This is a genomic window from Alteromonas gilva (genome assembly GCF_028595265.1).
Taxonomy (GTDB): domain Bacteria; phylum Pseudomonadota; class Gammaproteobacteria; order Enterobacterales; family Alteromonadaceae; genus Alteromonas; species Alteromonas gilva.
In genome coordinates this window covers 446867-460829 of sequence record NZ_JAQQXP010000003.1, presented here as the reverse complement: position 1 = coordinate 460829, position 13963 = coordinate 446867, and the positions used below count along the sequence as shown (strand labels likewise).

Below are 13963 nucleotides of genomic sequence, written 5' to 3'. Positions count from 1 at the left end.
GCATTTGTCAAAGAACTGCAACAGTACTGTGCGCATTTCGTCATAAACGGCTGCTAATGTTGGGTAAAATTTCTTTAAGTGTATCCGCTATGTTTACTGTCGATGAATTACTCAGTGAGTACTATCCTCACGTTGCAAAACACAACTTGCTTAACAAGCCATTACGTTTTGTATTGCGTCATTTGCTGCATGAGCGGGAGATTGCCGACTTTGGCCAGGCATACCCACATTATCACGATATCGATTTCGTCGAGCAGGTGCTTGATTATTTTAATGTCAGCACATCGGTGCGGGATACCGAACGGGAGCGCATTCCGGATTCTGGTCGCGTTGTCATCATTGCCAACCACCCTATTGGTTCGATTGACGGTTTAGCCTTAATCAAACTTATTTCAGAAATTCGCCATGATTTAAAAGTCGTCGCCAATCAAATGCTGATGGCCATCGAGCCTCTGCGCGATAGGTTGCTACCGGTCAACAATATGCAGGGCGGTACACCTAAACAACATTTAGCCGCGATCCATGAGCACCTGGCCGCCGAAGGGGCGGTATTGATTTTCCCTGCCGGCGAAGTGTCGCGCTTGCGTCCCCAGGGCGTACGTGATACCCAGTGGCACAGCGGATTTTTGCGCATCGCCCGCTACACGAAATCGCCTATTTTACCCATCTTTATTGACGCTAAAAATTCACCGCTGTTTTACGGTGTCTCCATGGTCTACAAACCGCTGGCTACCGCGTTGTTGGTTACCGAGATGTTTAAGCAACGCCGCAAGTCTATTCCGATGCGGATTGGCGAGTTAATTCCGTTTAGTAGCTTTCATTCACTGTCAATTTGCCTTACTGATCAGGTTAAGCTATTTAAGCGTCATCTGTATCGCATTGGCAGCAATCGTAAGGGTATTTTTACGACTCAGGCTGCTATTGCCATGCCTGAAGACCGTAAGGAGCTCTCCAGAGCAATACGGGCCTGTGAGCATCTTGGTGAAACCGCTGATGGCAAACATATTTACCTGTACCTCCACCAGGGCAGCTCGGTGATCATGCGTGAAATTGGCCGGCTACGGGAAATTGCATTTCGCGCGGTTGGCGAAGGAACATTGCAGCGGCGTGATATCGATAAATACGATAATCATTACTACCATCTGATTTTGTGGGATGCGACAGATTTAGAAATTGTAGGCGCTTATCGATTTGGTGATGCGCGTATATTGAGCAAGCCCGATCACCCTACCGGTCTGTATTCGGCGACCTTATTTAATTATGCGGATCATAATCCTGCTTTGTTTGAGAACGGCCTTGAACTGGGACGCAGTTTTGTTCAGCCGCGCTATTGGGGTAAACGCAGTCTTGATTACCTGTGGATTGGCATCGGTGCGTTCTTAAACCGCTATCCTGGCTACCGCTACCTGTTTGGTCCGGTGAGTTTAAGCGACAGCTATCCGCAGCCCGCCAAACATTTAATTGTACAGTTTTATGCCACCTACTTTCCGGCCCGCTTTGGCCAGGCAAGCGCCAAGGTTCCCTTTAACGTGGCAGCAGAAAACCTCACCTCGTTTAACGGTGAAGACTACAAAAAAGAATTCACCCAGCTAAAACATTTGCTGGCGAATATGGGCGTTAACGTGCCAACGCTTTACAAGCAATACACCGAAGTTTGTGAGCGTGACGGGGTGGCTTTCCTGGATTTCAACATCGACCCGGACTTTTGTGACTGTGTTGACGGCCTGGTGGTAGTGGACTCCGCTAAACTACTGCCAAAAAAACGTAAGCGCTATATTCTGTCTCATCAGCTGGCTAAAACGGCCTGATAGCAATGTTATACGCAGACGCAAACATCACTATTTGAATAAAGGCTGTAAAGAAAGTATGTACTTACTTTATGCCCGCTTTGGGCATAACCGAACCTCAGGCTGCAACCCGCTTGCGGCCTTTTTTTGTCCCGCTTGATTAATGCTCTGGGCGTCTCCTTGTTGTGGCTGCATACAACGCCAAAGCCTGTCTTAACAGTTACCTTATCACCGTCACTGTTAAACGGCGTTGTTGCTATTAATGAGATGTGCGTTAAGGCGTCATCAGCCAGCCTTAAATCATCTTTGCACCGACAACGCACCTTCTATTTAGCGCAGCAGACATTCACAGCTGCCCCCGTTACAGCGCAGGCCCTTGAATACCGTCGGTCCTGAACTGCTTTGGTGATAACCCGCAGGCTATATGAGTCATCACCGGAGCAATTAATTCTTGATCTTATTGCCCCCAAAGGAAACACTTAACGTATGCTTTATGAAACGTTATTTAAAAATGGTGCTGTGCTTATGATAAAAATAATTGTCCTCATTCCTTTAATACTCAGCCTTATTTGGTTTGGCTATCTCACCATCAATAACTATAGCGTGGCCGACGGCAAACAGGGCTTTAAATATATATTGCTGTTTTCTTGCGTCATTGCGGCATTTTTTACTCTGATGTACTGGCTGACTCATTAACCGAGCGTCACATCCAACAGACATAAAAAAACAGGTCCGAAGACCTGTTTTTTAGTAGCAATCAATAATGTGGTTAAACCAGGTATTACAGATTGATAGTGACATCCGCCGCTGCACGCAACGCATCAACAAAGCTTTGGTAGTTGGCCTGGCTTTTTGAAGCGGTTAGTTGCTGTTTAAAACTCTCCAGCTGCTCTTCAGGAAGGGCCTCAGGCTGATTAACGGCCGTTAACCGAACCACACCGACATCACCTGAACTTAAATTGCTGACTTCGATGTTATTTGGCGCAGTGGTGCTCAAGGTGAACACTGTTGAAACCAGGTTCCGAGGAAGTTCGCTGCTATTGCGGGTAATCGCTTCCTTTTGCTGCCACTCAACGGTCATATCATTAACGGTGAGCGCCGGCTCTTCACCAGCCTTGATTTGTTCTACGATACCGCGCGCCCAGGCAGCAGCCGCCTCTTGCGCTTTCTGCGCCCGAAGCTGAGCCAGGATAGTGGTACGCACTTCGTCCAGTGACTGAGTTCGCTGAGGCTCATGGCCAATAACACGCACAACCGCAACCTGATCATCACTGATTTCGATGATATCGCTGTTCAGCCCTTCTGCAATAAATGCCGGATCAAACATTTTACTGGTTACCGCTGGTACATTCAGAGGCGCTTTTACCTGACCCTGTGTGACCAGGCCAGTTTCCTGGATGGGGCGATTGACTGCACCGGCAACATCTTCCAGCGTATCCGGTACTTCAAAGGCCAGGTTAGCCATTTCTGATTGCAATGCGTAAAACTTATCGGTGGCCTTATCGGTTTCCAGATCCACCCGAATTTCATCGCTGACTTCACTTAATGGGGTCACCGACACAGGCTTAAGATCGGTTAGCTTAATAATGTGATAACCAAAATCAGTTTCCACCAACTCCGATGTATCACCAACACTGGCAATATCAAAGGCAGCCTCATCAAAGGCCGGATCCATCATGCCCTGGGTGATAAAATCAAGATCGCCACCGTTTTCTGCCGAGAAGGTATCGTCTGAGTTCGCTGCCGCCAGTTCTGCAAAGTCCTGACCTTGCTGTAATTGCTCAAGCAGTGCTTCGGCTTGCTCTTCAGCAGCCGCTTTATCATCACCAAATTCAATCAGGATATGCGATACACGGCGTTCTTCAGTGGTTTTATACTGGCCAATATTTTCCTCATACGCCTGCTCAATTTCCTCATCGCTGACTTCGACACCATCAGTAAGTTGGTCTATCGACAACAAAACGTATGCCAGATTCACTTTTTCCTGAGTATCGAAACGAGCAAGATTGCTTTGATAAAACTCCACCACTTCTTCGTCGCTTAACTCAATATTCGCGGCAAAAGGTGCTGAGTCGACAATCAGGTATTCGGCATCACGGGTTTGCCCTTGCAGACGATGTGCAAGCGTTACTTCCTGAGGTAAGCTAAAGTCACTGGCTGACACAGCACGGGCGAGCTGCTCACGGGTCATTTCCTGACGCATATAATCGCGAAAATCACTGGGTTGGAAGCCATTTTGACGCAGTAACATTAAATACCGTTCGTTATCAAAACTACCGGCAGACTGAAACTCCGGCATCTCCACGATTGCCTGGCGAATTTGCTGATCGGATACACGTAAACCCAGCTCTTCTGCCTTTTGTTCAACCAGCATATCAGCAATTAAACGGTCCAGCACATTCATGCGGAATTCGCGTAAATAATTTTCATCGCTGAATAATGCGCTTACCCCTTCACCAAACTGTGACTCTAAACGGGCCCGTTGTGACTGGTAGGCGCGCTCTACGTCCTGCTGACTAATGGCTTCGCCGTTCACTTCTGCCGCCGCTGTTGTGCCGGTTGAGCCGACATAACTGCTCACGCCGGCAAACACAAAACTTAATACGATCAGGGCAATAACCGCCATCGCCCATGGGCCCTGAGACCCTTCTCTGATCCGTTCTAGCATGACTCGATTTTAACTCCGTTGCATACAACTCTTACAACCGCAAAACAATACGTTCCCGCATTTACACGGCTGCACAAATAAGGGGAGGATTATAGCTTAACATTCACCCGGATAGAATGCCGTATTACCAATCCTTTGGTGACAGCAATAAAAAAGGCGATGGTAGGTTCCATCGCCTTTTCAAAACATAAATCTGTGCTTAGTTACAAGCGTCTTTCAGCGCTTTACCTGCTTTGAAAGAAGGCACTTTCGCTGCAGCAATTTCGATAGTCTCACCTGTTTGAGGATTACGACCACTACGAGCAGAGCGTTCTCTTACAGAGAATGTACCAAAACCAACCAGAGCAACTTGATCGCCTTCTTTCAGCGCATCTGTTACAGAGTCAGTGAAAGCGTCAAGTGCACGCCCAGCAGCAGCTTTGGAAATATCTGCACCAGCGGCAATTTTATCGATAAGTTGAGACTTGTTCACAATTAGATCCCCTTCGTTTGTTATTATGCTTTCGTCCGCAAAGCAATAATTAAATTCATTGCACAGACGTTATAGCAAGCTTGAACATTAACATCAAGCTTCGCTTTACAATATTTTAACTTTTAGTTGAATCGCTGCCATCCCTTTAGTGACAAGGCTTCAAGCGAATACAGCAGTAAAGGTATCACAACTTTTAGGAGTTTGAAGCCCCCAACGTTAAAAAAAACGGCTTTTGTCACACCATATGAATAAAAAACAACCAATCGCGCAACTAAATTGGCTGCAGCACTCGCCATTGCTGAGAAATAGCGAGTGCAATTGTGCAGAATTAACTCTCCAGCGCTACCGGTTTAAAGCTATCTACCGGTTCCTGCAACGCAATATCCAGCACTTCATCTATCCATTGCACAGGGTGAATGGCTAAATCTTGTTTAACATTGTCTGGAATTTCTTCCAAATCGCGCTCGTTTTCTTTGGGAATGACAACCGTCTTTATACCGCCCCGGTGAGCTGCTAAAAGCTTCTCTTTAAGACCGCCGATAGCTAATACTTCTCCGCGTAAGGTAATTTCACCGGTCATTGCCACTTCACATTTAACCGGATTTCCGGTTAACGAAGACACCAACGCAGTACACATCGCGATACCAGCACTCGGGCCATCCTTCGGCGTTGCCCCTTCCGGCACGTGCACATGAATATCCCGCTTCTCATAGAAGTCGCCATTAATGCGTAACTTCTCAGCGCGCGAACGCACCACGGTCATCGCAGCAGAGATAGACTCCTGCATGACATCGCCGAGTGAACCCGTGGAAGTCATTTTGCCTTTTCCGGGCACGGAGGTGGTCTCAATGGTTAACAGATCGCCACCCACCTGTGTCCACGCCAGACCGGTTACCTGACCAATTTGATTGTTCTTATCCGCTTTACCATAGTCAAAGCGCTGCACCCCTAAGTAGTCTTTGAGGTTTTCCTGGGTAACCAGCACTTTTTTAGTGGCTTTGTTGAGCAGAATATCTTTAACGGCCTTGCGGCAGACCTTAGAAATCTCTCGCTCCAGTGAGCGTACGCCAGCTTCTCGGGTATAATATCGAATCATACCGATAATGGCCGAGTCATCAATTTCGAGCTCGTTTTTCTTCAGGCCATTACGCTCTATCTGTTTTGCAATCAAATGACGTGTCGCAATGTTGAGTTTTTCGTCTTCGGTATACCCGGACAAACGAATCACTTCCATCCGGTCCAGTAAAGGTCCTGGTATGTTCATGCTATTGGATGTTGCAACAAACATCACATCCGATAAGTCATAGTCCACTTCCAGGTAATGGTCACTGAAGCTGCTGTTTTGCTCCGGGTCGAGTACTTCCAGCAATGCCGATGACGGATCGCCACGCATGTCAGACGACATCTTGTCGATTTCATCGAGCAGGAACAGCGGGTTTTTAACCCCTACCTTAGACATTTTCTGAATCAGCTTACCTGGTAAAGAGCCAATATAAGTGCGTCGGTGCCCGCGGATCTCGGCTTCGTCGCGCACCCCGCCAAGAGCCATCCGTACATATTTGCGACCGGTTGCTTTGGCTACCGACTGCCCCAATGAGGTTTTACCCACTCCCGGTGGGCCCACCAGACACAAAATAGGGCCTTTCAATTTACGCACACGTTGTTGTACGGCGAGATATTCGATAATGCGTTCTTTGACCTTTTCGAGACCATAATGGTCGGCATCCAAAACTTCTTCCGCTTTGGCCAGATCTTTTTTCACCGCTGAGCGCTTATGCCAGGGCACACTGGTTAACCAATCGATATAGCTTCGCACGACGGTCGCTTCCGCCGACATCGGCGACATCATTTTCAGCTTCTGCAACTCAGCCTTAGCTTTATCCTGCGCTTCGGCAGGCATTTTTGCATCTTCGATCTTTTTGCTTAATGCTTCAAATTCATCGGGCGCATCATCGAGCTCACCGAGTTCTTTTTGAATGGCTTTCATTTGCTCATTCAGATAGTACTCACGCTGCGACTTTTCCATCTGCTTTTTAACGCGGGTACGGATTTTCTTTTCAACCTGCAGCAGATCGATCTCGCCTTCCATAAGCGCCATCAGGTACTCAAGACGTTCGTTCACGCCCTTCATTTCGAGTACTTTTTGCTTTTCAACAAGCTTTAACGGCATGTGCGCTGCCATGGTATCAGCAAGTCTGGCAGCATCGTCGATACCGTTTAACGAGGTAAGTACTTCAGGCGGGATTTTTTTATTAAGTTTTACGTACCCTTCAAACTGCGAAACCGCCGAGCGGATCAGTACTTCTTGCTCACTTTCCGGCAGTTCTTCGTCGGTTGTACGGTCGATTTTGGCGGTAAAATACGGTTCAGTTTGGGTATATTCTGCGACTTCGCCGCGGACATTACCCTCCACCAATACCTTGACTGTACCGTCGGGTAATTTCAGTAATTGAAGAATGGTCGCGATAGTGCCGACGGTGTAGATATCATCGGTATTGGGTTCATCGACCCCGGCATCTTTTTGCGCGACTAAAAAAATTTGTTTGTCACTATCCATGGCCGCTTCAAGGCAACGAATGGATTTTTCTCGCCCGACAAATAAAGGTATGACCATATGGGGGTAAACAACCACGTCCCGTAAGGCCAGTACAGGAATTTCGATGCGATTTTCTCGCTCTGACGTCATACTTCTTCTCTAATTTTGCTACTAGTGTGTCTTATATGGGGATAGGCCGACAAAGTTCAATCAACCTGTAATAGTTTTACTGTAACTATGTTAACCATAGCCTAAAAGTGTGCACTTTTGATATAAAAAAGACCCTTAATAAAGGGCCTTTTTTGTTGTGGCTTATTCGCTGGCAGCTTTTTTGTCTGAGTTATCGTAAATCAGTATGGGTTTCGATTCCCCTTTGATAACTGTTTCATCGATAACGACTTTAGAGACGTTGTCCATGGAAGGCAACTCGTACATTGTTTCCAGTAGTACGGCTTCAACGATAGAACGCAGTCCCCGCGCCCCTGTTTTGCGGTCCATGGCTTTTTTGGCAATAGCAAATAGCGCATCTTCGCGAAACTCAAGTTCGGTATCTTCCATTGCAAACAATGCACCGTACTGCTTGGTGATGGCATTTTTAGGTTCTTTTAAGATCTGAATAAGCGCTTCTTCGTTCAGTTCTTCAAGACTGGTGACGACCGGCAAGCGGCCGATGAATTCCGGGATCAGTCCGTACTTCACCAGATCTTCAGGCTCAACCTTGCGAAACAGATCAGAGACCGCCAGTTTGTTGTCTTTAGACTTAACCTCGGCACCAAAGCCCATGCCACTGCCAACAGCAGAGCGCTGCTCAATGACTTTGTCCAGCCCGGCAAAAGCACCACCACAGATAAACAGAATTTTCGAGGTATCAACCTGTAAAAACTCCTGCTGCGGATGTTTACGACCGCCTTGCGGCGGCACCGACGCGACTGTCCCCTCGATGAGCTTCAGCAATGCCTGCTGAACACCTTCACCGGATACATCACGGGTAATCGACGGGTTATCAGACTTGCGACTGATTTTGTCTATTTCGTCGATATATACAATACCGCGCTGCGCTTTTTCGACGTCGTAATCACACTTTTGCAATAGCTTCTGAATGATATTCTCAACGTCTTCACCCACATAACCGGCTTCGGTTAACGTGGTGGCATCAGCCATCGTGAAAGGTACGTCTAACAAGCGGGCCAGCGTCTCGGCCAGCAATGTTTTACCGCTACCGGTCGGGCCGATAAGCAAAATATTACTTTTACCTAACTCAACTCCGTCGTGGACATCGCCATTACGCAGGCGCTTGTAGTGATTATAAACCGCTACAGAAAGTACTTTTTTGGCATGGTCCTGACCGATGACGTAATCATTTAAATGACCATGAATTTCATGTGGCTTCGGTAATGCGTTTTGATTCTGTTTATTCGGTGAGATCTCTTTGATCTCTTCCCGGATAATATCATTGCAAAGCTCAACACACTCATCGCAAATGAACACTGAAGGTCCGGCGATGAGTTTTCTTACTTCGTGTTGGCTTTTTCCACAAAACGAGCAATACAGAAGTTTATTATCGCCATCGCTGCCTTGTTTATCGCTCATAGATTCTTGCCTCTACACTGCCCGGTCAACTCAACATACAGCGCCGGGTTTTTATATAACTATACTACTTAGTCGCCGATGCGTCAGATCGATTGGTTAAAACCTGATCGATAATACCGTAATCTTTGGCTTCAGCAGCACTTAAGAAGTTATCACGATCGGTATCATGTGCGACTTTTTCGTACTCCTGACCGGTATGCTCGGCCATTAACCGATTCAGCTTTTCTTTAATACTGAGAATTTCTCTGGCGTGAATTTCAAAGTCAGACGCCTGACCCTGGAAACCACCTAGCGGCTGGTGAATCATAACGCGCGCATTGGGTAAACAATAACGCTTACCTTTGGCGCCACCGGATAGCAAAAATGCCCCCATACTGGCCGCCTGTCCCACACAAACAGTGCTGACGTCAGGCTTAATGAACCGCATCGTGTCATAAATCGCCATCCCTGCGGTTACTGAACCACCTGGAGAGTTGATATACAAGAAGATATCTTTTTCTGGGTTTTCAGCTTCCAGAAACAACATTTGTGCCACGATAAGGTTGGCCATGTGATCTTCAACCTGACCAACTAAGAAAATAACGTTTTCTTTCAGTAGACGAGAATAAATATCGTACGAACGCTCGCCCTTGGCTGTTTGCTCAACAACCATTGGGACCAGGGCATTCATTGGATCAAACGGGCTATGCATTATGCGTTACCTTAAGTACTTACAGAAATAAAAATGCTCGGACCAGACCGAGCATTTAAACAGTTGCGTGTAGGATAAGTCAAACTTGGATTATAAAATTAACCCTGTTTGTTCATAACCTCGTCAAACGCTTTATTTACTTCAGTCGTTTTGGCCTGACTAACAACCCACTCGATGGCTTGTTCTTCGAGCGCAACATTTTGCATTTGTTGCATCAGTTCCTGATTATTTTTGTAATAATCTACAACTTCCTGTGGGTCTTCATACGCAGACGCCATAGTTTCGATCAGGCTGTCAACTTTGTCCTGGTCTGCTTTCAGCTCTTGCTGCTTGATGATTTCACCCAACAGTAAACCAATACTAACACGACGCTTGGCATTGTCAGTGAACAACTCTGCTGGCAGTTCCGGCATGTTGGCGCCACCACCTTGCTGGCTAAAGCGCTGCTTAGCTTGTTCACGTAATGCGTTAACTTCCTGATCAACCAGAGCAGCAGGTAAGTCAACTTCGTTCTTCTCAATCAGTTTAGAAATCACGTTTTCTTTAAGCTGTGCTTTAAGTGTCTGGCTTAACTCACGCTCCATGTTTTTACGCACTTCGGCTTTCAGCGCTTCAACGTCACCGTCTTCGATACCAAACAGTTTAGCAAACTCTTCGTCGACAGTGGGTAACGTCAGGCCTTCGACCTTCTTCACGTTAACAGTGAACTGGGCGTCTTTACCCTTCAACGCTTCAGCGTGATAGTCTTCAGGGAAAGTCACATCAACGATGACTTCTTCACCTTTCTTAGCACCCACTAACGGCTTTTCAAAGCCTGGAATCATGCGCTCTTTACCCAGCTCCAGTGTAAAGTCTTCGGCTTTACCGCCTTCGAATTCTTCACCGTCAACCGTGCCAACAAAGTCAATCACGATACGATCGTCTTTGCGAGCTTTACGACGTACTTCTTTCCATTCGCCGTGTTGCTTTTGCAGTGTTTCAAGCATGTTATCAAGATCTTCGTCGTTGATTTCAACAACCGTCTTCTCTAACTCGATGTCAGAAACACCCTTAACTTCTACTTCTGGGTATACTTCAAACTTCGCGACAAATTCCAGGTCTTCCCCGTCTTTGTCTTTGGTCAGTTCAAAGGCAGGCATACCAGCAGGATTAATTTTTTCCTGCACGATGGCCTGATAGAAATTCTGTTGCATTACGTCGCCAGACACTTCCTGACGAACCGCTTGCCCATAACGTTTCTTAATTACGCTTACTGGTACTTTACCTGGACGGAAACCGTTAATACGCTGAGTTTTAGCTAATTGCTGTAAACGCGATTTAACAGCGTTATCTACTGACTCAGCAGGAACAGTAATAGTAAGACGGCGTTCTAAACCCTGAGTCGTCTCGACTGAAACTTGCATTGTATTACCTCAACTTTGCGCCTAATACGCTTTATATTCCAGCCTCTCGCCCGCCACTTTTTATAAGTGAATATTACTCTGGGTAAGAGGTCGTTTCATCGCGCTTAAATGTACGCGCTGCCTTAAAAAGACGCAGTAGTATACAGTTTGACATCATCAGAGTCGAGCATAAATCAGCGCTTTCTGGATACGCTTGTTAAAGAATTAACAATTAAACCCTAAAACGCTTAAAAAAGCCGCAGTATGAGCGAGTACTATATCGATGTTGTCGAACGACAATGCAGGTGCTGGCAAAGCTTATGGAGAAACCCCACGATCGGCACTAGCGATTCGGCGGGTTGAACGCCAACAGAATAAACAGATTATACCCGGATATCGTCAGACAATATTAACGAAAGCACGCTGAGTTAAAATTCAATCAAAGAAGGCGTAAAACGAAACGATTGCACACTGTATGTGCGGCATCGCCCTGAGCGACGAACTAACACAACAAATAAGTAATGCGAAACGTATAACTAAGAAATGGTCGGTGAGACAGGATTTGAACCTGCGACCCCTTGTACCCAAAACAAGTGCGCTACCAAGCTGCGCCACTCACCGACTGTATTTGGTTTTACTGAAATGGTGCGGAAGGAGAGACTTGAACTCTCACGCCGTGAAGCACTGGAACCTAAATCCAGCGTGTCTACCAATTCCACCACTCCCGCAAAGAAATGGGGTGGACGATGGGACTTGAACCCACGACAACCGGAATCACAATCCGGGGCTCTACCAACTGAGCTACGCCCACCACTGAGGTGTTACTTAAGTATACAAAAATAGTACTGGTAAGGTATCTATTATTTTACTTCTTTTTGCTTTGCCGGTTTCGCGTGGCGCATCCGGCAGGATTCGAACCTGCGACCCACGGCTTAGAAGGCCGTTGCTCTATCCAGCTGAGCTACGGACGCTCGGCGAATCTACGCTAACAAAAAGTGGTCGGTGAGACAGGATTTGAACCTGCGACCCCTTGTACCCAAAACAAGTGCGCTACCAAGCTGCGCCACTCACCGACTGTCGTAATGGTGTGAACTTCACTACCGCTACGGGGGGCGCATATTACCGGCTTGCCCCTACCTCGTCAAACACTTTTTTACCGAAAATTTGCGGATGCTCAGAAAGACAGCAAGTCGGTAAAAAAACCAGCATTTTTTGCTTTAATGTAAATAAATTATCACAGGGCTTTGCCATGTTGAGCACAAATATGGGAAAATAAACTGTTATCTGTAATCTTAACAATTAAGCAGCTCCTATGACCGCGCACCTGATTGACGGCAAGCTTATTGCCAAGCAAGTACGACGTGACGTCGCCATTTATGTCGATTCACTCAAAGCAGCCAAAAAAAGACAGCCTGGCCTGGCTGTTGTTTTAGTCGGTAGTGATCCGGCTTCACAAGTGTATGTTTCCAATAAACGTAAAGCCTGTGATGAGGTGGGTTTCGAATCCCGTTCTTACGATTTGCCAGCCGATACCTCACAGGAAAAACTGCTGTCGCTGATCGATGAGCTTAATACCGACAACACCATCGACGGTATTCTGGTGCAATTGCCGTTACCGGCCGGTCTCAATGCCGAGGAAATTCTCGAACGTATTCATCCGCACAAAGATGTAGACGGTTTTCACCCTTACAATATTGGCCGTTTGGCGCAACGTATTCCGGCCCTGCGCCCGTGCACGCCGAAAGGCATTATGACAATGATTGAAGCAACCAAACGCCCGGTTAAAGGCATGGATGCGGTAATCGTAGGCGCATCCAATATTGTCGGTCGCCCGATGTCTTTAGAGTTGTTGCTGGCAGGTTGTACCGTCACCACCTGTCATAAATTCACCCAGGACTTAAAAAGTCATGTAAGCCGGGCAGATTTGCTTGTTGTGGCAGTGGGCAAACCCGCGTTTATTCCCGGAGACTGGATTAAACCCGGCGCCATTGTTATTGATGTAGGTATCAACCGCACGGCTGATGGTACCCTGGTTGGCGACGTAGAGTTTGATAAAGCCAAGGAGCGCGCGGGCTGGATAACGCCGGTTCCCGGTGGCGTTGGTCCAATGACAGTTGCCAGCCTGATTGAAAACACGCTGGAGTCTTACGTTAAATTTCACTCATGAGTAGCGATACACTGTCGGTAGCCTGCCAGCAGGTGGAACGCTGGCTGGACAGCATGGTTATCGGCCATAATTTTTGCCCCTTTGCCCGCCATGTCAGAGAACGCAACAGTATTCGCTACGTTGATCTTTCGTTTCATGACATGGCTGACGTCCTTCACGCACTACAGGCAGAATTTCACTACCTTGACCAACACAGTGACACATCAACGACGCTCATCGTCCTGTCTGCTGGCTGGGCGTCCTTCGATGACTACCTGTTGCTCATGGACATGGCCCAGCAATCGCTGGAACACTGGCAGTATGAAGGCATTTACCAGCTTGCCAGTTTTCATCCTGACTACCTGTTTGCCGGGGAGTCTGCAGATGCCCCCAGCCACTACACTAACCGTGCGCCGCACCCGGTCATGCATATTATTCGCGAAGCCGATATTGAACAGGCTTTAGCTTATTATGATCAACCGGAAAGCATCCCGCAAAATAACATTGCAACAACGGAACGGTTAGGTTGCGCTCACCTTAAAAAACAACTCAATGCCTTTAAGACAGGCACCGGCAACTGAGTAGACCCTCACTAATTTCGCTACGCCTGTATGGCGACGTCGTTATCTGTGCTCGTCGTTGCACACTCTGTCGCGCAAATAAAAAAGCCCGCTAAGCAGCGGGCGAAAAG

At 47.2% G+C, this 13963-nt stretch carries 10 protein-coding genes and 5 tRNA genes; 4 read left to right on the top strand and 11 right to left on the bottom strand.

What is annotated here, in order from left to right; genetic code table 11:
• Nucleotides 1-89: 89 nt before the first annotated feature.
• Together olsF and OIK42_RS18390 are read left to right on the top strand one after the other, a co-directional pair.
• Entirely contained in the window at nt 90-1808 is a 1719-nt protein-coding gene (olsF, locus tag OIK42_RS18395) for a bifunctional ornithine lipid synthase OlsF (protein ID WP_273642580.1), read from the top strand.
• Nucleotides 1809-2273: 465 nt separating this feature from the next.
• Nucleotides 2274-2483, top strand: a complete 210-nt coding sequence (locus tag OIK42_RS18390; RefSeq protein ID WP_273642672.1) for a hypothetical protein — start codon at nt 2274-2276, stop codon at nt 2481-2483.
• A gap of 85 nt (nt 2484-2568) precedes the next feature.
• Here the strand turns inward: OIK42_RS18390 and OIK42_RS18385 are convergent, their stop codons facing one another.
• From OIK42_RS18385 to OIK42_RS18335, 11 genes are all read right to left on the bottom strand, one after another.
• Nucleotides 2569-4455 (bottom strand): SurA N-terminal domain-containing protein, encoded by a 1887-nt coding sequence (locus OIK42_RS18385; protein ID WP_273642579.1) that lies wholly within the window; start codon nt 4453-4455, stop codon nt 2569-2571.
• A gap of 199 nt (nt 4456-4654) precedes the next feature.
• The gene (gene hupB / locus OIK42_RS18380; protein ID WP_273642578.1) at nt 4655-4927 is read right to left on the bottom strand and encodes a nucleoid-associated protein HU-beta; all 273 of its coding nucleotides are present in this window, start codon (nt 4925-4927) and stop codon (nt 4655-4657) included.
• Nucleotides 4928-5255: 328 nt separating this feature from the next.
• The gene (gene lon, locus OIK42_RS18375; protein ID WP_273642576.1) at nt 5256-7613 is read right to left on the bottom strand and encodes an endopeptidase La; all 2358 of its coding nucleotides are present in this window, start codon (nt 7611-7613) and stop codon (nt 5256-5258) included.
• 162 nt (nt 7614-7775) lie between these two features.
• Nucleotides 7776-9053: an ATP-dependent protease ATP-binding subunit ClpX gene (gene clpX / locus OIK42_RS18370; protein WP_273642575.1), complete on the bottom strand. Its 1278-nt coding sequence runs from the start codon at nt 9051-9053 to the stop codon at nt 7776-7778.
• Between the two features lie 64 nt (nt 9054-9117).
• Nucleotides 9118-9747: an ATP-dependent Clp endopeptidase proteolytic subunit ClpP gene (gene clpP, locus OIK42_RS18365; RefSeq protein ID WP_273642669.1), complete on the bottom strand. Its 630-nt coding sequence runs from the start codon at nt 9745-9747 to the stop codon at nt 9118-9120.
• Nucleotides 9748-9842: 95 nt separating this feature from the next.
• The gene (gene tig, locus OIK42_RS18360) at nt 9843-11147 is read right to left on the bottom strand and encodes a trigger factor (protein WP_273642574.1); all 1305 of its coding nucleotides are present in this window, start codon (nt 11145-11147) and stop codon (nt 9843-9845) included.
• Nucleotides 11148-11670: 523 nt separating this feature from the next.
• Nucleotides 11671-11747, bottom strand: a tRNA-Pro gene (locus tag OIK42_RS18355).
• 22 nt (nt 11748-11769) lie between these two features.
• Nucleotides 11770-11854: transfer RNA gene (locus tag OIK42_RS18350), tRNA-Leu, on the bottom strand.
• Nucleotides 11855-11861: 7 nt separating this feature from the next.
• Nucleotides 11862-11937: transfer RNA gene (locus OIK42_RS18345), tRNA-His, on the bottom strand.
• A gap of 83 nt (nt 11938-12020) precedes the next feature.
• Nucleotides 12021-12097 (bottom strand) — tRNA-Arg (locus OIK42_RS18340).
• Nucleotides 12098-12122: 25 nt separating this feature from the next.
• Nucleotides 12123-12199, bottom strand: a tRNA-Pro gene (locus OIK42_RS18335).
• Nucleotides 12200-12438: 239 nt separating this feature from the next.
• Here OIK42_RS18335 and folD point away from each other — a divergent pair.
• Nucleotides 12439-13293, top strand: a complete 855-nt coding sequence (gene folD, locus OIK42_RS18330; RefSeq protein WP_273642573.1) for a bifunctional methylenetetrahydrofolate dehydrogenase/methenyltetrahydrofolate cyclohydrolase FolD — start codon at nt 12439-12441, stop codon at nt 13291-13293.
• Complete coding sequence (locus tag OIK42_RS18325) at nt 13290-13853, top strand: DUF1415 domain-containing protein (RefSeq protein WP_273642572.1); 564 nt, start codon at nt 13290-13292, stop codon at nt 13851-13853. The genes folD and OIK42_RS18325 overlap by 4 nt, the downstream gene beginning before the upstream one ends.
• Nucleotides 13854-13963 lie beyond the last annotated feature (110 nt).

Bases quoted from the DNA above. Each gene is read 5' to 3' on its own strand.
- olsF (WP_273642580.1), top strand. From the start codon at position 90: ATGTTTACTGTCGATGAATTACTCAGTGAGTACTATCCTCACGTTGCA.
- OIK42_RS18390 (WP_273642672.1), top strand. From the start codon at position 2,274: ATGCTTTATGAAACGTTATTTAAAAATGGTGCTGTGCTTATGATAAAA.
- OIK42_RS18385 (WP_273642579.1), bottom strand. From the start codon at position 4,455: ATGCTAGAACGGATCAGAGAAGGGTCTCAGGGCCCATGGGCGATGGCG.
- lon (WP_273642576.1), bottom strand. From the start codon at position 7,613: ATGACGTCAGAGCGAGAAAATCGCATCGAAATTCCTGTACTGGCCTTA.
- clpX (WP_273642575.1), bottom strand. From the start codon at position 9,053: ATGAGCGATAAACAAGGCAGCGATGGCGATAATAAACTTCTGTATTGC.
- tig (WP_273642574.1), bottom strand. From the start codon at position 11,147: ATGCAAGTTTCAGTCGAGACGACTCAGGGTTTAGAACGCCGTCTTACT.
- folD (WP_273642573.1), top strand. From the start codon at position 12,439: ATGACCGCGCACCTGATTGACGGCAAGCTTATTGCCAAGCAAGTACGA.
- OIK42_RS18325 (WP_273642572.1), top strand. From the start codon at position 13,290: ATGAGTAGCGATACACTGTCGGTAGCCTGCCAGCAGGTGGAACGCTGG.